The following is a 21,720-nucleotide window of genomic DNA, read 5'->3' on the forward strand; positions in this document are numbered from 1 at the left end:
AAAGGCGCATAATGCGCCTTTTTTAGTATTTGATTTTTCAAACGCTTAAGCGTTATAGGCGTCGTTGTGAACGGCTTGTACCGCACGGCCTGATGGGTCTACACAGTTTTTGAATGACTCATCCCACTCGATCGCTTTTGCTGATGAACAGGCAACTGAAGGGCCGCCAGGTACACACTCTGCCGCCGATTCTAGAGGGAATAGCTCCTCAAAGATTTCACGGTAAGCGTAACCTTCTTTGGTTGTTGGTGTGTTGTAAGGGAAACGGAACTGAGCAGCTTCCATTTGTTGATCCGTTACTTTTTCTTCAGCCGTTGCTTTCAATGTATCAATCCAGTCGTAGCCAACACCATCAGAGAACTGTTCTTTTTGGCGCCATGCGATTGAATCTGGTAAGTAGTCTTCAAAACACTCACGTAGGATGTGTTTCTCCATTTTACCGTTACCGCACATTTTGTCTTCAGGGTTTAAACGCATAGCCACATCGATGAACTCTTTATCCAAGAATGGTACACGACCTTCGACTCCCCATGCTGCAAGTGATTTGTTTGCACGGGCACAGTCAAACATGCTTAGAGCAAGAAGTTTACGTACCGTCTCTTCGTGGAACTCTTTTGCGTTTGGCGCTTTATGGAAGTACAGGTAGCCGCCAAAGATTTCATCAGCACCTTCACCAGAAAGTACCATTTTGATACCCATTGCTTTGATCTTACGAGCAAGCAAGTACATTGGCGTCGATGCACGAATGGTCGTTACATCGTAAGTTTCGATGTGGTAGATAACATCACGGATGGCATCTAAGCCTTCCTGAATGGTGTAGGTCATCTCATGGTGTACAGTACCGATTTTGTCCGCAACTTCACGTGCAGCAATCAGGTCGGGAGCATTTTCTAGGCCAACAGCAAATGAGTGTAGTTGTGGCCACCAAGCTTCTGATTGCTCGTCATCTTCGATACGCATTGCTGCAAAACGCTTAGCGACTGCAGAAGTGATTGATGAATCAAGGCCACCAGATAGAAGTACACCGTAAGGAACGTCAGTCATTAGTTGACGCTTAACAGCAGCTTCTAGCGCTTCAGTTAGCTCTTCTTTGCTTGTGCTGTTACCTTGAACGGCTGCGTATTCGTTCCAATCGCGGATGTAGTAGCGTTGAGGTTCTGCATCTTTAGAAGAGTAGAAGCTACCAGGAGGGAACTCACTGATCGTCTTACAAACTGGAACCAGTGCTTTCATCTCTGAAGCAACGTAATAGTTGCCGTGCTCATCGTAGCCTTGGTAAAGCGGGATGATGCCAATATGGTCACGGCCGACTAGGTATTCGTCTTTCTCTTCGTCATATAAAACGAAAGCGAAAATACCGTTAAGTTCTTCTAAAAGGTCGGCACCCATCTCTTGGTAAAGCGCAAGAATGACTTCACAATCAGAGTCAGTTTGGAACTGGTATTTATCTTCGTAGCGAGCGCGAAGTTCTTTGTGGTTATAGATTTCGCCATTAACTGCAAGAATGTGCTTTTTGTCTTGGCTGTATAGTGGTTGAGCACCACTGTTTAAGCCGACGATAGCTAGACGCTCGTGAGCAAGGATCGCTTTTTCACCGGCATAGATACCAGACCAGTCTGGGCCACGGTGACGAAGCTTTTTAGACATTTCTAAAGCAATAGGGCGAAGTGCTGCGGCATCACTTTTAATGTCGAGAATGCCAAATACTGAACACATAGAACTTCCTTTTAAATAATTTCTAAATCAACTGCATTCAATTTGCCATTCTGGCTAAAAAAAGCAACCGAATGTGAGCAAAAAAATAATATAAAGGGGTTTATGTTAGAAAATATCTACTTTTAAGGTGGTTTTGGTGAGTGGCGTCTAATTGCGGTTGGTTTTTTGAACAAAAACCTCTCAAAAGTGCAAAAAATCGCAATTTTGAGAGGTTAAATGGAATATGTTGAATATCATATTTTATTGATGTTCGGATTCAATTGTTCACAAACATGTCTGGCAAAACCGCTACCAGCTTCGCTGTAAATGTTAAATGCCGCATCGACGCCATTCTCTTTCAGTGTTTCGAGCTGATCTGGATATTCGGCAATTGCCGCTATTTGACCTTTAAAGTTTCGTGATTTTAATTGTTCTAAGGCGGTTTGATTACCTTGGTGGTGAGGCATAGCCAAGATCACCAGTTTTACGTTTGCTGTGTCTAAGATTCGTTCCCAGAAATCCGGGTCAGTTGCGTCACCAGAAATAACGTTTCTGCCATGGCTTCTGTGGTTATGTGCCGCGTCTTCACGAACTTCTACACCTAAACTCACTTTGCCGTAGCGTGAGCGTAATTCGTCGTAGGCACCAGTACCAATGCGTCCCATACCAAGAATTAGAACTTGAGCCCGACCTGGGTCAATTCGTTTGTCACGTTGGTGGAGCTTCTCAGCAGCGTGCTCTTTTAACCAGCGACCTGATTGTTGATAAAGTTTGTGACCCGCTTTGTTGAGAGGTGCAGCGATTAAGAACGACAATGAAACGGCTATAGCCACTGCCACCAAGATGTCGCCAGACATCCAGCCCATCTTAAAAGCAAGGCCACCGACGATGAGGCCAAATTCACTGTAGTTAAACAGTGACAAAGAAGTGAGTAGGGAGGTTCGAACACGGAACTTGAATCGGTTTAGTACCAAGAAGTACAGAACGCCTTTCACTGGCAGTAACAATAAGAACAATACTGCAAGCATAAAACCCTGAATAGTTGGCTGTTCTGACAAGCCAATATTCAAGAAGAAGCAGACGAGGAAAAGCTCTTTAAGGTTAAACAGCGACTTCGATAGCTCTGAAGCTTTTGGGTGACCGGCTAACAGCATACCTAGGATAAGGGCACCTAAGTCTGGTTTTACTCCTACAAACTGGAACAAGCCAGCACCAACAACTAATGCGAAGAAGATACCGAATAGCACCAACATTTCACCGTGCCCAACCCAATCGAGGACTTTGTAGAACAATGGGCGAAAGAAAGGCAAAGCGAACAGTGCGATGGCATACCATTCTGGAATCTTGCCTGTCGATGCCGTTAAGAAGACCACGGCAAAGATATCCTGCATGACCAGAATGCCAATTGCTAACGTTCCGTAGGTTGCATTCATTTCCCCTTTCTCTTGTAGAGACTTGACCGCAAATACAGTACTAGAAAATGAAAGAGCAAAACCGAGTAGAACGATCTGTTCTATTGACATGGCTGCTAGAGATGAAATACCTAGAAACTTAAAACCAAATAGAGCGGCTGCAAAAAACAGAGTGGATAAAAGATTGTGGATTGTTGCGCCAGCCCAGATCTCTTTAGAGAGTAGGGTTTTGATGTCCAGCTTTAAGCCAATAGTAAATAAGAGAAGGGTGACACCAAGGTCAGCCAAAGTAATGATGGTGTCATTGGTTTCAAAGCCAAGGGCATAAAGCCCGAAACCTGCAACCAAAAAACCAACTAATGGGGGGAGGTGGCATTTTAAAGCAATAAATCCTGCGATAAACGCAGTGGATATTAATATAAGTTCCATAACTTGTTGTTGTAGTTCCCTAGCTTAAAAAAACGGGCCGTGTTTATACAAACACGGCCCGCGGAAAATCAGAATTGTTTTCTTTAGTCTTCAAGAAGCTTTTGCAGTAACACACCGTTGAGCATGGCGCGCTTAATCATGGCAAAGGCTCCCATCGTAGGATGTTTATCGATCTGTGATGCTACAATAGGCAGGCCGCTATGGAAAGTCGTTAACGACTGATTCTCTACATTGCGCTTAATTGCAGGGAAAACAATCTCTTGTGCCTTAGTAATATCACCAGCAATGATTACTTTCTGAGGGTTAAACAGGTTAATCGTCATCGCGATAGCCTTACCTAACTGGTTTCCTACTCGGACTAAGCTTTGCTTCGCGAGTTCATCGCCATTGATTGCGTGGTCACAAACATCTTGAATCGTAATATGTTCAAGTTCCGTTAAAGAAGATTCATAGCCTTGCTTAATGAGCTTCTGCACTCGATCAACGATGGCAGGGTTTGCCGCTACGGTTTCAAGACAACCGAAGTTACCACACTGGCATTGTTCCCCTAGCGGATCAATTTGGATATGACCAATTTCACCCACGTTACGGTTATGGCCTAAGAAAACCTGTCCATTAACGATAATACCAGCACCCGTACCACGGTGCACACTGACCAAAATAGAATCTTGACTGTCTTTACTTGCACCGAAGTAGTGCTCAGCAAGCGCCATTCCTCTAACGTCATTACCAACAAAACAAGCCACATGGAAAGTGTCGCGAATAATGTCGCTCAATGCGAGGTTATCGATGTCCGTATTTGGCATGTACTCAACAACACCGGTTGTTGGGTTAACCAAGCCTGGAAGGGTGACACCAATGGCAATTAGTTGGTCGATCTTTGGCTGATGCTCAGCAATGAAACCCTTGAGGTTATTGACCAAGCCTTGTGTAAGGTCTGATTGGTCTGAATAATCTAGGTCTTGTTGTTGGAAAGCCAACTCACGACCGCCAAGGTCATGAAGGCTTATTTGAATATAGTCCCTACCTAAGCGTACAGCGACAGAATGAAAAGGGTCGACTTCTGTGGTTAGGGAGATCGCGCGTCTACCGCCAGTAGACGCTTGTTGCGCAACCTCTTTAATGAGGCCGCGCTCCAAAAGTTGGCGGGTAATTTTTGTAACACTTGCCGGTGCGAGTTGGCTTACATCAGCCACTTGTATACGACTGATAGGCCCTTGCTGGTCTATTAGTCGGTATACCGCCGCACTGTTTAGTTGTTTAACTAAGTCTACGTTACCTATTTGTCCGCCATTCATACTTAATTGTGCTCGTATTGTCCATTAACAACAGTCGCTTTAACGTTAAAGTCTCGGTCAAATACAGCTAGGTTTGCAACCATGCCTTTTTTGATTCGACCTAGCTTGCTTTCTACACCGATAGCCGTAGCTGGGTATAGCGTAGCCATGCGAAGAGCTTCGTCTAAAGCGATACCAGCGTGCTCAACTGTATTCTGAACTGCTTCAATCATAGTCAGAGCTGAGCCGCCCAGTGTGCCGTTTTCATCAACACACTTACCATCTCGGTAATATACTTTCTTACCGACAAAAATAAAGTATTCCATGTCAGCACCTGCAGGAGCTGTGGCATCCGTCACTAATACTAGCTTTTCTCCCTTGATTTTGTGCGCAATTCTGATGTTTGCGTAATCAACGTGGAAGCCGTCGGCGATGATACCAGCATAAACTTCTGACGTGTCGTAAATCGCGCCAACAACGCCAGGTTCACGACCGACCATAGGGGTCATCGCATTGAATAGGTGAGTAGCGAAAGTGATACCAGATTCGAAACTTTGTCGAGCTTCTGCGTAAGTCGCGTTTGTATGGCCGATTGAAACGACAACGCCAGCTTTGTGTAGGCGCTCGATATGTTCGGGATCATTAAGCTCTGGTGCCAATGTTACTTTTGCAACTAGGTCGCTGTTCTCACAAATCAGTTCAATCATTTCGCTGTCTGATTTACGAATGTGATCGACGCTATGAATGCCTTTTTTTGCAACGTTTAGGTATGGACCTTCAAGGTGCAGACCTAGTGATTGGTTTTGGTACTGGTTGTGATATTCACGAGCTGCAGTAATAACTGCACGCATATCTTCGTCTGAAGAGGTGATGAGCGTAGGCAAGAAGCTAGTACAGCCTGATTTAAGGTTTGCTTCGTGCATGATCTGCATTGTTTCTGCCGTGATCTCATCGTTAAGCATTACACCGCCACAACCATTCAGCTGTAAGTCAATGAAACCTGGGCTTAGGTTTGCTCCGTTTAGATCGCGAACCTCGATTCCTTCTGGCAATTCAGAGATAGGACAGACTTTTTTGATCAGTTCATTTTCTATTACGACGGCATGATCGGTTAGAACATCACTACCAGTGTAAATTTTACAGTTACTTAGCGCGTACATAGTCAGCTAATCCTTATTTCGTGAGATCTTTTAAATTTGTTCGTTACCTAAATGTGGACTTAGTTTGCGAGCATCATTTACGTAACGATTTATCTTTTATGGGCGAACGGCTTCAAAATGGGAAGCTATTTAAGTTGTTGAAAAAAATATGAATAATTGATCTTTATTATACATTTAGGTTCATTGTTAATGATTGTTCATAGGGTAATCTAAAGTTAGGAGTATCATGTTTTTACCTAATGATTAGATTTGAATTTTATCTATAAACGCTCATTTTTTTGAATGATAAAATAAGTTTTATGATCTCGCTAGCAAAAACCTCTGGATTTGGTAAAAACTGGTGATTAGGATCACAAATGGTAAGGTTTTAATTTGCGGGACAAAATTAATTGAATACACTGAATAGGACTAAATTGAGCGACTAAAATAAGTTTCTCAAATGAATTCTAAAAAATCCTATAGGGGGAAACAACTGGTGAATATTCTAGGATATGCACAGAAGCTAGGTAAGGCATTAATGCTACCTATCGCAACACTTCCGATTGCGGCGCTTCTACTACGTTTAGGTCAAGGCGATTTACTTGATATTCCATTCATGGCAGAAGCTGGTGGGGCTATCTTCGGTAACCTACCATTGCTATTTGGTCTAGGTATCGCGATTGGTCTTTCTAAAGACGGTAACGGCGCAGCAGGTCTTGCTGGTGCAGTTGCTTACTTCGTACTAACAGCGACAGCAACAACAATTAACGCTGACGTAAACATGTCATTCTTCGGCGGTATCTTCGCTGGTATCATCGCAGGTCACTCTTACAACGCTTTCCATGCAACACGTCTTCCTGAGTGGCTGGCTTTCTTTGCGGGTAAACGTTTAGTACCTATCATGGCTGGTCTATTTGCACTTGTTGCAGGTGCTGTGTCTGGTGTGGTTTGGCCTGGTGTTCAATCTGGTCTAGACGCACTGGCTCACGCAGTATCAACGTCTGGCGCTATTGGTCAATTCGTTTACGGTACTCTTAACCGTGCACTTATCCCTGTAGGTTTACACCACGTATTGAACTCATACTTCTGGTTCGGTATGGGTACATGTCAAGAAATCATCGTTGCTGGTCAAGGCGCATTCGCTAACATCACTCAACTTTGTGTTGACCCATCACTAGCTAAAACTCTAGTTGTTGGCCAAGAGCACACATTCACATTCGCTAACTCCGTAACTCCAGAAATCACTACTGTAGTTAAAGAAGTGACTGAAACTGTTAAATCTGGCGACCTACACCGTTTCTTCGGTGGCGATAAAGGCGCTGGCGTGTTCATGAACGGTTTCTTCCCAGTAATGATGTTCGGTCTACCAGGTGCTGCACTTGCAATGTACCTAGCTGCTCCTGCTGAAAAACGCAGCCAAGTAGGTGGCGCATTGTTCTCAGTTGCATTCTGTTCATTCCTAACAGGTATCACAGAGCCGCTAGAATTCATGTTCGTATTCCTAGCTCCTGCTCTATACGCAATGCACGCTGTATTTACAGGTCTGTCTCTAGTAGTTGCAAACATGTTTGGTACTCTGCACGGTTTCGGTTTCTCTGCTGGTCTTATTGACTTCGTATTGAACTGGGGTCTAGCAACTAAACCATTCGTACTACTACTAATCGGTCTTGGTTTCGGTGCTCTATACTTCTTCACTTTCTCTTTCGCAATCCGCGCTTTCAACTTGAAATCGCCAGGTCGTGAAGATGATGACGAAGCTGTAGCAGCTCCTGCTGGCGACGCACCAAAAGGTGAAGTTGCACGTCAATACCTGAAAGCTCTAGGTGGTCACGACAACCTAACTTCAATCGACGCTTGTATCACTCGTCTACGTCTAACTCTTAAAGACCGCTCTATCGCAGATGAAGCTGTTCTTAAAAAGCTTGGCGCTAAAGGTGTGGTTAAACTAGGTGAGAACAACCTACAGGTTATCCTAGGCCCACTAGCTGAAATCGTAGCTGGCGAAATGAAAGCTATCGGTGCAGGCGAAGACCTATCTGATGTAAAACTTCCATAGTGACGGAAGTACTTAATTAAGAAGTAAAGTTACTCTTAAGTAAGTTTCAAATTGAAAGCCTCCCAAACGGGAGGCTTTTTTGTGCCTACTGTTTAAGGTCAATGAACCCGGTTCGTTCTATTCTTCATCGAATAGCAGAAATAATCGCAATTAACGGACGGTTCTTATTGTGCAAAGGCGAAGAATTGTGGATGATTAGCAACAATGATCTTTCTATCTTTGACAGGCGCTGTAAGCGACCATTTTCATTGGTACAAAAGATAACTTTCTCTGACAATACTAAATACATAGAGGTGCTATAGATGAGTGAAGCTGAGGCTCGTCCATCGAATTTCATTCGCCAAATTATCGATAAAGATTTAGCGGATGGTACACACAGTAGCGTGCATACTCGTTTCCCGCCGGAGCCAAATGGCTACCTGCACATTGGTCACGCTAAATCTATTTGCTTGAACTTTGGTATTGCTCAGGACTACCAGGGACAATGTAATCTTCGTTTCGATGATACAAACCCTGAAAAAGAAGACGTTGAATACGTTGAGTCAATTAAGAATGATGTAAGCTGGTTAGGCTTTGAATGGTCTGGTGATATTTGTTACTCATCAAACTACTTCGATACGCTTTACGCTTATGCTGTGGAATTAATTAATAAAGGCTTAGCGTACGTTGACGAGCTAAGTCCTGATCAAATCCGTGAGTACCGTGGCACGCTAAAAGAGCCAGGTAAAGCGAGCCCATACCGTGATCGCAGCCCTGAAGAGAACTTAGCGTTGTTCGAAAAAATGCGTGACGGTGGCTTTGAAGAAGGTAAAGCGTGTCTACGTGCTAAGATCGACATGAGCTCTTCATTCATGGTTATGCGCGATCCTGTTATCTACCGTGTTCGTTTTGCTCACCACCATCAAACTGCTGATAAGTGGTGCATTTACCCAATGTACGACTTTACTCACTGTATCTCTGATGCGCTAGAGGGCATTACGCACTCTATCTGTACGCTTGAATTCCAAGATAACCGTCGTTTGTATGACTGGGTTCTAGACAACATCACGATTGATTGCCAACCTCGTCAGTACGAGTTTAGTCGTCTGAATCTTGAATACACGGTAATGTCGAAGCGTAAGCTGAACCAACTTGTGGTTGAAAACCTAGTTGAAGGTTGGGACGATCCACGTATGCCAACTATTTCTGGTTTGCGTCGTCGTGGCTTCACTTCAAGCTCGATTCGTGAATTCTGTAAACGTATTGGTGTGACTAAGCAAGAGAACATGATTGAGTTCGGTTCACTTGAATCTTGTATCCGTGATGACCTGAACGAAAATGCACCCCGTGCAATGGCTGTTCTTGATCCGATCAAGGTCGTGATTGAAAACTACGACGCTGATACAGTAGAAACATTAACGGTAGCAAACCACCCGAACAAGCCAGAAATGGGTACTCGTGAAGTACCATTTACACGAGAAGTTTGGATTGAGCGTGATGACTTCCGTGAAGAAGCAAACAAAAAGTACAAGCGTTTGGTTCTAGGTAAAGAAGTTCGTCTACGTGGTGCTTACGTGATCAAAGCTGAACGTATCGAAAAAGATGCAGAAGGCAACATTACGACTATCTTCTGTTCTTACGACAATGAAACATTGGGTAAGAACCCTACAGATGGGCGTAAAGTGAAAGGCGTTATTCACTGGGTATCTGCTGATAAAGCGTTGCCTGCTGAGATTCGTTTGTACGATCGTCTATTCACCGTGCCAAACCCTGCTGCTGCAGATGATTTCGCTGCAACGCTAAACCCTGAATCACTTGTTACGCTAAACGGTTTTGTTGAACCTAGCCTAGCAGAAGGTGTGGCAGAGCAAGCGTATCAGTTTGAACGTACAGGTTATTTCTGTGTAGATTCGAAAGACTCTAAAGCAGACGCACTAGTATTCAACCGCACGGTTGGTCTACGTGACACTTGGGGTAAAACTGAGGCTTAATGGCTTTGTTTTTCTCTACTCTATTTTTCCAAGCTCTGTTTCTCGGAGCTTAGTTTCTCAAGAGACGCTTAATAAAAAACCGGCTTAGAGCCGGTTTTTTTGTATCTGAGAAATAACCAAATTGTGGGCCAAGCTACTGTGATTCTTAATACAATATCAGCCCAAATAAAAAACGCCGGCCTAAGCCAGCGTTCTGTGTTACTTCTTCGCTTTATGTGCGTCTGGGTTGCCTTTGCAATCCCCAGTGATGCTTTTACCATACAGATACAAACTGTGGTTAGTTAGCTGTACATTGTAGCGTTGAGCGATTTCTTTTTGTCTTTCTTCGATAAGATCATCAGAGAACTCGATAACTTCACCGCAGTCTAAACATACTAGGTGATCGTGGTGATGCTGTGTTGAAAGTTCGAATACAGACTTACCACCTTCAAAGTGGTGACGAGTTACAATGCCTGCATCATCGAATTGGTTTAGTACGCGATAAACGGTCGCAAGACCAATCTCTTCACCTAAGTCGATCAGCTTTTTATATAAATCTTCAGCACTAATATGTTGGCAGTCTGGTTGTTGTAATACTTCTAAAATTTTGAGCCGTGGGAGGGTCACTTTAAGACCAGCATCTTTTAGCGCTTGATTATTGTCTGACATATACTTTCCTGTTGATGATCTGCAGCAATTAACAGAATTCAATATTAATACCATTATAGTTTAGTCAGGCATAACAATAAACCACGAACTTCAAAGGGTTACTCACTGACATCACAATCTGTTTTGTAAATTGGAAGTATCTCACTTATAGTGGAGGTACGACCAGTCAGGTGACGGTGTTTTTTGATATGAACATGGATTGTTGTTATGAATAAGCAACTCGCAAAAATATATAAACCCAATATTGTAAAATTTGCACTCAATATTTGGCCTCCCTTTTGGGGCTCGGGAATTCGAATAGCTCACATTAGCGCTGACTTTAGGGTTGTTAAGACTGTGCTCAAGTTGCGGTGGTGGAATAAGAACGCTAATCGGACTCAATATGGAGGCAGTATCTTTTCTCTTACCGATCCCGTTTACTCGTTAATGTTAATGGGGATTTTAGGTGAGCGATATTATGTTTGGGATAAAGAGGCGAGTATTAACTTTATCAAGCCTGGTCAATCCGACTTGTATGCAGACTTTGAGATAAGCCAAGGGCAACTTGAGGATATCTATCGTCAGACACAACTTGGTGAGAAGTGTTTCCCCGAATTTATCATCCACGTTAAAGATAAGCAGGGAAGTGTGGTTTCGGAAATTCAGCGAACTCTCTATGTGAGAAAGAAGCCACAATTTAGAGAGGATGACGAAGCATTAGAAGCTGAGTGTTGATTGATAAACATTGAATAGAAAAAAACCTCCCATAAGGAGGTTTTTTCATATCTACATAACGGTCATTAATTGTAACAATTAACAACCGCTAATGAATTAGTCTTCTAGCTCTGCTAGGCACATCTCTTCGTGGATTTGTTTAACCCAGTTAGATACGCGCTCATCAGTCAGCTCAGGTTGACGGTCTTCGTCAATACATAGACCAACGAATTGGCTGTCATCGCCTTCAACTAAACCTTTCGATGCTTCGAATTCGTAGCCTTCAGTTGACGTGTGACCTAGGATAGTACCGCCTTTTGCTTCAACGATATCACGGATAGTACCCATAGCATCGCAGAAGTATTCTGCGTAATCTTCTTGGTCGCCACAACCAAAAATCGCAACAAGCTTAGTTGAGAAATCAATAGCTTCTAGCTCAGGGAAAAAGTCATCCCAATCACATTGTGCTTCGCCGTAGTACCACGTAGGGATACCAAGCAGCAGCAGATCGAAGTTATCGATATCTTCTTTGCTGCTTTTTGCAATGTCTTGAACTTGAACGAGCTGCTTGCCCAATTGCTTTTGAATCATCTTAGCAACAGCTTCAGTGTTACCTGTATCGCTACCAAAGAAGAGACCTACACTTGCCATAGAATCATTACCTTTCATTTTGTCTGTTGTCGGTGTAATAAAGTTCGGAGGAAATCGTTAGATTCCAGTTCCTTCCCAGCTTAGTTGGATTATCCCTTTTGCGATAAAGCCTGCGCAGCCAAGGAAAAGTACTAACCATACGATACGACGACCAAATGCAGGAACATTTCCCTGCTTTAGAACGTCTTTAATTGCCATTCCGATTAGAAAGAAAATCGCGGCAAACAGAAGATCTAAACCAACAGATTCAATGATGTTCATGTAGTCGTAAAGCATGGGAACCTTATATACCAAATTTGCTTGGGCGCACTATATCACTGTTGTGAGATAAAGTTAATCTGCTGTGATTACACAGCTCTCATTTATATCGACTAATCAACCTATCTAAGTGATGAATTTCCTTATTGCACGGAGCATTTCAGCGGGCTTTTCCGCGTGTAGCCAATGTCCAGTATTGGCGATAACATGTGCCTTTGCGTTGGAAAACTGCTGTTGAACGGCGGTTTGATGTTCAGCCGTCAGGTAATCTGAGTCACCACCCTTGATTAGCAAGGTTTTGACCGAGGTTTTGTCAATCGGTTCCCAACCAATAATCTGTGGGTAGTTGTTTAATAGCGAGGCAACATTGAAACGCCATTCCATGATGCCTTGTTCTGATTTGAACAAAGATTTCGTTAAGAACTGGCGAACCCCATCAATTTCGATATGTTTTGCGAGGACCTTAAGCGCCTCTGAGCGTGATGTCGGTTTTTCTTCTATCACAGCTTGTAGGCCTGCGAATACGTTGTCGTGACGACTTTGGGTGTAGGCGACTGGTGCCATATCTAAGACAATCAATTTACGCAGCGCCAGATGTTGTGTCAGTGCCATCGCTACCTTGCCACCCATCGAGTGACCAATCACAATGACATCTTCTAGCTCAAGAACATTCAGCAGTTGAGCCACATCTTGTGCCATAGCTTGATAATTATGAGTGTCATTATGGAAAGATTGGCCGTGGTTACGTAGATCGATGCTAAGTACCTGATGATCGGCTTTTAGATCCCTAGCGAGCAAGCCAAGGTTGTCCAAATTTCCGAATAATCCATGGATCAAAACAATGGTGTGACCCTCACCTTCAATTTTATAGTTGAGCTGTACTGACATTTTTATCTTATTCATGGTGGGTTTGACGTAGAGTATCCGCGCGGATCTCGCTATAATCCCTCAGAGTTTAAACATTGAGATTGTGAAAAGCGAATGAAAACAATTGAGGTTGATGAGGACCTATACCGTTTTATTGCGGGTCAGACAGAACGTATTGGCGAAAGCGCTTCAGATATTCTGCGCCGCTTGTTACTGGTTGATAACCAAGGCGCGGTTCCGATCGAAGAGATCGTTGAGCCAAAAGGTATCGTTGTTAGCAAAGAGGTAGGCTTTACTCCAGAGAAGTTCGATGGCGTTAAAGAAATGCGCTCACTACTAATATCAGATGAGTTTGCATCACTAAAGAAAGCCATTGATCGTTTCATGCTTGTGTTATCAACACTGCATAAAATCGACCCTTTAAGCTTTTCAGAAGCAACTCAAGTAAAAGGCCGTAAGCGTGTTTACTTTGCAGACAATGAAGCGACGTTGTTAGCAAACGGCAACACAACTAAGCCTAAAGCTATTCCACAAAGTCCTTTTTGGGTTATTACGAATAACAATACAAGCCGAAAAAGACAGATGGTTGAACAGCTTATGAGCCGCATGAGTTTCCAAGCAGAATTGATAGAAAAAGTAACAGGTTCAATTTAACGAAATCTGATTTAAACCTCATAATATCCATGGCTAAGAAGATATTATGAGGTTTTTTTGTTTTTAAATTTTATATAAGGATGTCGATAATGGCTATGCACCCTCGTGCCGGGCAGAAAGCTCTGCAGGAAGATCTTCATAATATCCCGGCTTTAGTTGCAAACTATTTCTTACAGCAACCGGATGCTACTAACCCAGATCATAAAGTACTGTTCGGTACTTCAGGTCACCGCGGTACAGCAGACAAATCAACATTTAATGAAAACCACATTCTAGCGATCGCACAAGCGGTTGCTGAAGTTCGTGCCGATCAAGGTACCACTGGTCCACTTTTTCTAGGTAAAGATACTCACGCTCTATCTGAGCCTGCTTTTTCTACGGTTATTGAAGTGCTAGTTGCAAACGGTGTTGAAGTTATCGTTCAAGAAAACAATGGCTTTACTCCAACTCCAGGTATCTCGCACGCGATTCTTACGCACAATCTAGTGAATGATAAAAAAGCCGACGGCATTGTTATCACGCCTTCACATAACCCACCTCAAGACGGGGGCATTAAATACAACCCGACACACGGTGGCCCTGCTGAAGCTGAACTGACTCAAGCGATTGAAGATCGAGCGAATGTGATCATTGCTGAGCAAATGCAAGGCGTTAAGCGTACTCCTATCGCACAGGCTAAACAGTCTGAGCTGATGAAAGAAGTTGATTTAGTTGCTCCTTACGTTGCTGACTTGGTTAACGTGGTTGATATGGAAGCAATCCAGAAAGCAAACATCAAGATTGGTGTTGATCCACTGGGTGGTAGCGGTATTGATTACTGGCGTCAAATTGGCAAAGCGTACAACCTAGACCTTACTCTGGTCAGTGAAGCGGTTGATCCTTCGTTCCAATTTATGTCTCTAGACAAAGATGGTGTGGTTCGTATGGACTGCTCTTCTCCATACGCGATGGCAGGCTTACTGGCACTTAAAGACGACTATCAATTAGCGTTTGGTAACGACCCAGACTACGATCGCCACGGCATTGTTACGCCAAAAGGCTTGATGAATCCAAACCACTTCCTAGCGGTGTGTGTTGACTACTTATACCGCAACCGTGAAGGTTGGGGTAAAGACGTTGCAGTGGGTAAAACACTGGTATCAAGTGCTCTGATTGACCGCGTTGTTGCTGACTTAGGTCGCGAGCTTTGCGAAGTGCCAGTGGGATTCAAATGGTTCGTTGATGGCCTATATAACGGTCAGTTTGGTTTCGGTGGTGAAGAGAGTGCGGGCGCATCTTTCTTACGTAAAGACGGTACACCTTGGTCAACAGATAAAGATGGCCTGATTCTTTGCCTACTTGCAGCCGAGATCACAGCAGTAACGGGTAAGAACCCACAAGAATACTACGAAGAACTTGCCGCTAAACACGGTGAGTCTAAGTACAACCGTATTCAAGCAGTAGCTAACGGCGCACAAAAAGACGTGCTTAAGAAGCTATCTCCAGAGATGGTTTCAGCTGAGACGCTTGCTGGTGATGCAATTACTGCACGCCTAACGCACGCTCCAGGTAATGGCGCTGCGATTGGCGGCCTAAAAGTGACAACTGAGAACGGTTGGTTTGCCGCTCGTCCATCAGGTACTGAAGACATCTACAAGATCTACTGTGAAAGCTTTAAAGGTGAAGAGCACCTAAAAGCAATCGAAGCAGAAGCTCAAGAGATTGTTAATCAAGTATTTGCAGCCGCTGGCCTATAATCGAATACAGATTAGTAGAGTCATAAGGTAAATAGTGAAAGGGTTGATGTGAAAGCATCAGCCCTTTTTTATCAGTTTGTGGATAAAGCGGCTAGGACTAAGTGGTTGAATAACTGAATAGATTATCCGTGTGGCCAACTTTGCGGCATCACAAACCAAAACTGCCCTGATTTGGTTTGCCCATGAACGAAGCGATCACCAAACTCGGTGATGGGTTTACCGCTGAAATCATCTGTCCCAGCTGCCCATTGTTCTTTGGTGAGAGGGTAGAGTGCTTCAGTAATTAAATGAGCCTGATTTTGGTAGCACCAATAACCGTTTACTTGGCTAGGGTTAATATCGTAACTCAAACATTCAGTCGGTACGTTTTGCTCCAAGAATGGGTTGGTATAAAGGCGACCTTGCATGAGGAGATGTTTTGAGTCGACATCAATCTCTGGATACTGTTCAATAAAGGCGGCTGAAGATGACATACCAAGCTGGTGGTTGAGCATCCTATCGAGCTTCTTATCTAATTGGTCGTGAGAGTTAGGCCCAAACCATGTCTGTTCATGGAGTAGGTAAAACTTAATCGCCACTTCCCAATGTTGCAGATTTTGGCTGCTCTCCTCTTCAAGAATAAAGTCGATTGCACCTAGCGTTCTGCCATCCACATTAATCTGAATTTCATCGTACTTGATCGAATAATCAGGTGAAGCTTCGATGACTTGTTCACATAGGTGCTGGTAGAGGAAACCTAACCTAGGATTACCATTGTATGTATGTGATGCATCGATGGTATGAGGGCTTGAGAAGGCTCTGAGACCAGAAACGGGTGGTTTGATTTCTAGTAACGGTGGTGAGTCGATAACCCATTGGTAAAAACGTTGCAGTGCTGTCATCTGTTCCTCATAAACTCATCGTGGGGCTTTCGACATTCTACCCGTAAATTGATATAACGACGTTATTATAAAGGTAAGCTGGAAAGAAAAATGAATAACTTACAATTAGAAAAGCTACTTAACGAAAAACTGCAGCCACAGCAAATTAAAGATTACTGTCCTAATGGTCTTCAAGTTGAAGGCGTAACAGAAGTGAAGCGAATCGTCACTGGTGTGACAGCTTCTCAAGCCTTGATTGATAAAGCGGTCGAACTGAACGCAGACGCTTTGTTAGTCCATCACGGCTTTTTCTGGAAAGGCGAGTCAGAAGCAATTCGTGGCATGAAGGGTAAGCGCATTCGTACCCTGATTAAAAATGACATCAACCTTTTAGGATACCATCTCCCTCTTGATATCCACCCTGAGCTTGGTAACAACGCCAAGCTTGCAGAGTTGCTTGATATCGAAGTCGAAGGCGGTTTAGAAGGGCACCCACAATCGGTTGCGATGTTTGGCAAGTTGAGTGCGCCAATGACGGGTGCTGAGTTGGCTGCAAAAATTGACCAAGTTCTAAATCGTAAACCACTGCATATTGCTCCAGAAAACCAAGACAAAATGATTACGACTGTCGGTTGGTGCACCGGTGGTGGTCAAGACTACATTGAGTTAGCGGCTTCTCAAGGCATTGATGCGTTTATCTCTGGTGAGATCTCAGAGCGCACTACTTACTCTGCACGTGAGCAATATATCCATTACTTTGCGGCAGGCCACCACGCAACAGAACGTTATGGTGTGAAGGCATTAGGTGAGTGGCTAGCGAAAGAGCATGGCTTAGCTGTTGAGTTTATCGATATCGACAACCCGGTATAAAAAGAAAATATGGGATGTAGGATACGAGTCACTATAAATTTGTACCCGTCGATGAGACTGGCTAGTTAGAACTCTAATGGATTTTATTTCGAGAGATCTCAAGTAATTCGTCATTCTCTAGACTGACGAAGGAAGGAGTAGGGAATCTCTAAAAGCTTGTCGATACAATTAGTGAGATCCCCAACTCGCTCGTCCCTCACTCTTGAGGATGACGGAGTTGATAGCATATAAAAGAAAAGGGTTGATGTTAATACATCAACCCTTTCTGATCTTAATCGATTAGAAAAGTCTAAACTTTACTATTCGCGCTCGTGTAGAGCTTGGAAATCACGCTGTTCTTCACCAGTGTACAATTGACGAGGACGACCGATGCGGTTCGTCGGATCGCTGTGCATTTCGTTCCAGTGTGCAATCCAACCGATAGTACGAGACATCGCGAAGATTACTGTGAACATTGATACCGGAATACCGATCGCTTTCAGAATGATACCTGAGTAGAAATCTACGTTCGGGTATAGTTTCTTCGATACAAAGTACTCATCAGAAAGAGCGATGCGCTCAAGTTCCATTGCAACGTCAAGTAGTGGATCTTGAATGTTCAGCTCTTTAAGTACTTCGTGGCACGCTTCGCGCATTACCGTTGCGCGTGGATCGTAGTTCTTGTAAACACGGTGACCGAAGCCCATTAAACGGAACGGGTCATCTTTGTCTTTTGCTTTTGCTACGTACTCTTCAATGTTGTCTACGCTACCGATCTCTTCAAGCATCATTAGACAAGCTTCGTTAGCACCGCCGTGAGCCGGGCCCCACAAAGAAGCGATACCAGCAGCAATACAAGCAAATGGGTTTGCGCCCGAAGAACCTGCTAAACGAACCGTTGACGTTGAAGCATTTTGTTCGTGATCTGCATGTAACGTAAAGATTTTGTCCATTGCGCGAGCAACAACAGGGTTCACTTCATATTCTTCACATGGATTTGCATACATCATGTGCAGGAAGTTTTCTGCGTAGCCTAGGTCATTGCGTGGGTAGATAAACGGTTGACCGATAGAATATTTGTAACACATTGCAGCCAGTGTTGGCATTTTTGAAATTAGGCGATATGCCGCAATTTCACGGTGTGTGTCGTTATTAACATCTAATGAATCATGATAGAACGCAGCAAGCGCACCTACCACACCACACATAACAGCCATTGGGTGAGCATCACGGCGGAAGCCGTGGAAGAAACTAGCAATTTGCTCATGAACCATGGTGTGACGCGTGACAGTCGTCTTGAACTCTTCGTATTGAGCTCGAGAAGGAGCTTCGCCGTATAAAAGAATGTAACAAACTTCTAAGTAATCAGCGTTATTGGCCAGTTGATCAATTGGATAACCACGGTGTAGAAGGATACCTTTTCCACCGTCAATATAAGTGATTTGCGATTCACAAGATGCAGTGGCAAGAAAACCAGGATCAAAAGTGAAAAAACCATTAGAACCCAGTGTACGAACGTCGATGACTGGAGTACCAAGTACACCTTCTGTAATCGGCAATTCGATCGGCGCTTGACCTTCAATATGAAGGGTAGCTTTCTTATCCGCCATAACAATCTCCTTTGTTATTATTAATCCGTCCAGGATGTTTATGTGCCATTTTTTTACTGGTCTTACGTCAGAAAGTCAATTTTTCTGCAGCTTTGTGTGCACTTGTTAGTGTTTTTTACATTAAATTCGTTAAAAGTCTGTGCTGTGTAGCATTATTTGTTGCATCAATTGTATTAGAATGTTGCCAGCCGTATAGTGGCGCTGAAAAGTTTGGTTAAAACCTTATAAATGCAAGGCTAAGAAGAAATGTGAGGTGTCTTCGTAAGCCTGTTTGTTAACAATTACTTTACAATTATCTAAGGCTCAACTTACGTTATTTGTTAAGTTAATGTTAAATTTTGAGGGTTTGCAATCAAATTTTGTCCATAACAATACATAAGGTTATTTAATGACCATCATGCTCAATGGAGCTGAGTGAGCGAGCCCGTGAAAGAAAGAAAGATAAGACCTGTTAATTTAGATTTACAGACCATCCACTTTCCTATCACAGCAATAGCTTCCATCCTACACCGTGTGTCTGGGGTGATTACTTTTGTTGCGATCGGAATTCTGCTTTGGTTACTATCCATTTCCCTCTCTTCCCCTGTAGGCTTTATGGAAGCTAGCGACATTGTCGACGGTTTCTTCGTGAAGTTTATTCTGTGGGGCATTTTAACCGCTTTGGCTTACCACATTGCTGGTGGTATTCGTCACCTTCTTATGGACCTTGGTCACTTTGAAGAGCTGGAATCTGGCGCTAAGAGCGCGAAGGTTGCATTCGCAGCAACAGCGGTATTGTCTCTACTAGCGGGGATCTTAGTATGGTAAACAACGTTTCTACTTTTGGTCGTAATGGTGTGCATGATTATCTATTGATTCGTGCAACAGCCATTATTATGACGCTTTACACTATCTACCTAGTGAGCTTCTGTGCTTTCTCAGGTGATATTTCTTACGCATCTTGGACGCAATTCTTTGGTGGTACTTTCACTAAAGTCTTCACCATGTTAGCGCTTACTTCAATTTTGGTTCACGCGTGGATCGGCTTGTGGCAAGTACTAACTGACTACATCAAATGTGCAAAATTGCGCGTTGGTCTTCAAGTCGGTGTTGTTGCGGTTCTTCTAGGATATTTCTTCTCTGGTCTGTTTATTTTGTGGGGTGCGTAAGTGACTATTCCTGTTCGTGAGTTTGATGCTGTAGTAATTGGCGCTGGTGGTGCTGGTATGCGCGCCGCGCTACAAATTTCTGAGCAAGGCCTATCTTGTGCGTTGCTTTCTAAAGTTTTCCCAACTCGTTCTCATACTGTATCTGCGCAAGGTGGTATCACCGTTGCTCTTGGTAATGCGCATGAAGATCACTGGGAACAACACATGTACGATACGGTAAAAGGTTCCGATTACATCGGCGACCAAGATGCTATCGAATACATGTGTAAAAATGGTCCTGAGTCGGTTATCGAACTAGAAAAAATGGGTCTTCCATTTTCTCGTTTTGATAACGGCAGTATTTACCAACGTCCGTTTGGTGGCCAATCTAAGAATTTTGGTGGTGAGCAAGCGGCTCGTACCGCAGCGGCAGCCGACCGTACTGGTCACGCACTGTTACACACGCTTTACCAACAAAACATTAAACACAAAACGACGGTTTTCTCTGAGTGGTATGCACTGGATCTTGTTAAAAACGAAGATGGTGCAATCTTAGGTACTACCGCGCTTTGTATGGAGACGGGTGAGGTTTGCTACTTCAAAGCGAAGGCAACAATCCTTGCTACTGGTGGTGCTGGTCGTATTTACGCATCAACAACCAATGCTCACATTAACACTGGTGACGGTGTTGGCATGGCGATTCGTGCTGGCGTTCCAATGCAAGACATCGAAATGTGGCAGTTCCACCCAACGGGTATCGCTGGCGCAGGTGTTTTGGTAACAGAAGGTTGTCGTGGTGAAGGTGGTTACCTTCTCAATAAAGACGGCGAGCGCTTCATGGAACGTTATGCTCCGAATGCTAAAGATTTAGCAGGTCGTGATGTTGTAGCTCGTTCGATGATGGTTGAGATTCGTGAAGGTCGTGGTTGTGATGGTCCATGGGGTCCACACATCAAGCTGAAACTCGATCACCTAGGTAAAGAGACACTTGAATCTCGTCTACCGGGTGTATGTGAGCTTTCTCGTACGTTCGCTCACGTTGATCCTGTTAAAGAACCAATTCCTGTAATCCCAACGTGTCACTACATGATGGGTGGTGTTCCTACACAGGTTTCTGGTCAAGCAATTAAACAAACTGAAGACGGTACAGACGTTGAAATTCAAGGTCTATTCGCTTGTGGCGAAATCGCTTCAGTATCAGTACACGGTGCAAACCGTCTAGGTGGCAACTCGCTACTTGATTTGGTTGTATTCGGTCGTGCGACAGGTCTTCACCTTGGTGAGACTTTGAACAAGCAAGCTGAAGCAAAACCTGCAACTGAAGCCGACATTGAACGTTCACTAGAGCGCTACAATCGTTGGGAAAACAGTACTGACGGTGAAGACCCTGCGGTAATTCGTAAAGATCTTCAGCAATGTATGCAGAACAACTTCTCTGTATTCCGTGAAGGTAAAGCGATGGCTGACGGCTTAGAAGAGCTGAAAGTGATTCGTGAGCGTCTTAAAAATGCACACCTTTCAGACAAGTCGACTGAGTTCAACACGCAACGTATTGAGTGTTTAGAGCTTGAAAACTTGATGGAAACGGCATTCGCAACCGCGGTTGCAGCAAACTTCCGTACAGAGAGTCGTGGAGCGCATGCTCGTTTCGACTTCCCAGATCGTGATGATGAGCAATGGCTATGCCATTCTCTGTACAACCCTGAATCAGAAAGTATGACTAAGCGTGGCGTGAACATGGAACCTATCCATCGTGAAGCATTCCCGCCGAAAGCACGTACGTACTAAG

At 43.8% G+C, this 21,720-nt stretch carries 19 protein-coding genes; 9 read left to right on the forward strand and 10 right to left on the reverse strand.

All coding sequences use genetic code 11. The features are described from left to right. Window positions 1-45: 45 nt before the first annotated feature. The 4 genes from asnB to nagA all read right to left on the reverse strand — a co-directional run bounded on the left by asnB (window position 46) and on the right by nagA (window position 5,973). The gene (gene asnB / locus ACED60_RS11140; RefSeq protein WP_012604542.1) at window positions 46-1,716 is read right to left on the reverse strand and encodes an asparagine synthase B; all 1,671 of its coding nucleotides are present in this window, start codon (window positions 1,714-1,716) and stop codon (window positions 46-48) included. Window positions 1,717-1,949: 233 nt separating this feature from the next. Continuing rightward, window positions 1,950-3,536: a cation:proton antiporter family protein gene (locus ACED60_RS11145; protein WP_009847336.1), complete on the reverse strand. Its 1,587-nt coding sequence runs from the start codon at window positions 3,534-3,536 to the stop codon at window positions 1,950-1,952. A gap of 83 nt (window positions 3,537-3,619) precedes the next feature. After that, window positions 3,620-4,834, reverse strand: coding sequence for an ROK family protein (locus ACED60_RS11150; protein ID WP_371727530.1), 1,215 nt, complete (start codon window positions 4,832-4,834; stop codon window positions 3,620-3,622). Between the two features lie 2 nt (window positions 4,835-4,836). After that, window positions 4,837-5,973, reverse strand: a complete 1,137-nt coding sequence (gene nagA / locus ACED60_RS11155) for an N-acetylglucosamine-6-phosphate deacetylase (RefSeq protein WP_371727531.1) — start codon at window positions 5,971-5,973, stop codon at window positions 4,837-4,839. A 475-nt stretch (window positions 5,974-6,448) separates the two neighbouring features. On the opposite strand from nagA, the gene nagE reads away from it, so the two are divergent. After that, complete coding sequence (nagE, locus tag ACED60_RS11160; protein ID WP_029222967.1) at window positions 6,449-8,008, forward strand: N-acetylglucosamine-specific PTS transporter subunit IIBC; 1,560 nt, start codon at window positions 6,449-6,451, stop codon at window positions 8,006-8,008. Between the two features lie 302 nt (window positions 8,009-8,310). Further along, window positions 8,311-9,978 carry a glutamine--tRNA ligase gene (glnS, locus tag ACED60_RS11165; protein ID WP_371727532.1) on the forward strand — a complete coding sequence of 556 codons (1,668 nt, stop codon included), beginning with the start codon at window positions 8,311-8,313 and terminating at the stop codon, window positions 9,976-9,978. Window positions 9,979-10,176: 198 nt separating this feature from the next. Here glnS and fcrX read toward each other — a convergent pair whose 3' ends face one another. Further along, window positions 10,177-10,626 (reverse strand): ferric iron uptake transcriptional regulator FcrX, encoded by a 450-nt coding sequence (gene fcrX / locus ACED60_RS11170; RefSeq protein WP_004734226.1) that lies wholly within the window; start codon window positions 10,624-10,626, stop codon window positions 10,177-10,179. A gap of 207 nt (window positions 10,627-10,833) precedes the next feature. Here fcrX and ACED60_RS11175 point away from each other — a divergent pair, with 207 nt between their 5' ends. Then, entirely contained in the window at window positions 10,834-11,340 is a 507-nt protein-coding gene (locus ACED60_RS11175; protein ID WP_009847330.1) for a DUF4442 domain-containing protein, read from the forward strand. Between the two features lie 96 nt (window positions 11,341-11,436). Here the strand turns inward: ACED60_RS11175 and fldA are convergent, their stop codons facing one another. The 3 genes from fldA to ACED60_RS11190 form a co-directional block, all read right to left on the reverse strand. Beyond that, on the reverse strand, window positions 11,437-11,970 hold the full coding sequence (gene fldA / locus ACED60_RS11180) for a flavodoxin FldA (protein ID WP_009847329.1): 534 nt from the start codon (window positions 11,968-11,970) through the stop codon (window positions 11,437-11,439). Between the two features lie 57 nt (window positions 11,971-12,027). Continuing rightward, window positions 12,028-12,246 carry a DUF2788 domain-containing protein gene (locus ACED60_RS11185; protein ID WP_009847328.1) on the reverse strand — a complete coding sequence of 73 codons (219 nt, stop codon included), beginning with the start codon at window positions 12,244-12,246 and terminating at the stop codon, window positions 12,028-12,030. Between the two features lie 108 nt (window positions 12,247-12,354). Beyond that, the gene (locus ACED60_RS11190; protein ID WP_371727548.1) at window positions 12,355-13,116 is read right to left on the reverse strand and encodes an alpha/beta fold hydrolase; all 762 of its coding nucleotides are present in this window, start codon (window positions 13,114-13,116) and stop codon (window positions 12,355-12,357) included. A gap of 93 nt (window positions 13,117-13,209) precedes the next feature. On the opposite strand from ACED60_RS11190, the gene seqA reads away from it, so the two are divergent. Next, window positions 13,210-13,749, forward strand: coding sequence for a replication initiation negative regulator SeqA (gene seqA / locus ACED60_RS11195; protein WP_371727533.1), 540 nt, complete (start codon window positions 13,210-13,212; stop codon window positions 13,747-13,749). An 89-nt stretch (window positions 13,750-13,838) separates the two neighbouring features. Further along, window positions 13,839-15,485 (forward strand): phosphoglucomutase (alpha-D-glucose-1,6-bisphosphate-dependent), encoded by a 1,647-nt coding sequence (pgm, locus tag ACED60_RS11200; protein ID WP_371727534.1) that lies wholly within the window; start codon window positions 13,839-13,841, stop codon window positions 15,483-15,485. A 122-nt stretch (window positions 15,486-15,607) separates the two neighbouring features. Here the strand turns inward: pgm and ACED60_RS11205 are convergent, their stop codons facing one another. Next, window positions 15,608-16,366 carry a DUF1853 family protein gene (locus ACED60_RS11205; RefSeq protein WP_371727535.1) on the reverse strand — a complete coding sequence of 253 codons (759 nt, stop codon included), beginning with the start codon at window positions 16,364-16,366 and terminating at the stop codon, window positions 15,608-15,610. Between the two features lie 90 nt (window positions 16,367-16,456). Here ACED60_RS11205 and ACED60_RS11210 point away from each other — a divergent pair, with 90 nt between their 5' ends. Further along, window positions 16,457-17,215 carry a Nif3-like dinuclear metal center hexameric protein gene (locus tag ACED60_RS11210; RefSeq protein WP_371727536.1) on the forward strand — a complete coding sequence of 253 codons (759 nt, stop codon included), beginning with the start codon at window positions 16,457-16,459 and terminating at the stop codon, window positions 17,213-17,215. 299 nt (window positions 17,216-17,514) lie between these two features. Here ACED60_RS11210 and ACED60_RS11215 read toward each other — a convergent pair whose 3' ends face one another. After that, the gene (locus ACED60_RS11215) at window positions 17,515-18,804 is read right to left on the reverse strand and encodes a citrate synthase (protein ID WP_004734217.1); all 1,290 of its coding nucleotides are present in this window, start codon (window positions 18,802-18,804) and stop codon (window positions 17,515-17,517) included. Between the two features lie 414 nt (window positions 18,805-19,218). Between ACED60_RS11215 and sdhC the strand changes: the two genes are divergently transcribed. Genes sdhC through sdhA form a run of 3 tightly spaced genes read left to right on the forward strand, consistent with a single transcriptional unit; the run spans window position 19,219 to window position 21,719 of the window. Beyond that, the gene (gene sdhC / locus ACED60_RS11220; protein ID WP_371727537.1) at window positions 19,219-19,611 is read left to right on the forward strand and encodes a succinate dehydrogenase cytochrome b556 subunit; all 393 of its coding nucleotides are present in this window, start codon (window positions 19,219-19,221) and stop codon (window positions 19,609-19,611) included. Beyond that, a complete protein-coding gene (gene sdhD / locus ACED60_RS11225) occupies window positions 19,605-19,952 on the forward strand; it encodes a succinate dehydrogenase, hydrophobic membrane anchor protein (protein WP_004734215.1) in 348 nt (115 codons plus the stop codon). Before sdhC ends, sdhD begins: the two co-directional genes overlap by 7 nt. Next, the gene (gene sdhA, locus ACED60_RS11230; RefSeq protein WP_009847321.1) at window positions 19,953-21,719 is read left to right on the forward strand and encodes a succinate dehydrogenase flavoprotein subunit; all 1,767 of its coding nucleotides are present in this window, start codon (window positions 19,953-19,955) and stop codon (window positions 21,717-21,719) included. Window position 21,720 lies beyond the last annotated feature (1 nt).

The sequence above is a fragment of the Vibrio sp. 1F279 genome (assembly GCF_041439815.1).
Classification (GTDB): domain Bacteria; phylum Pseudomonadota; class Gammaproteobacteria; order Enterobacterales; family Vibrionaceae; genus Vibrio; species Vibrio tasmaniensis_A.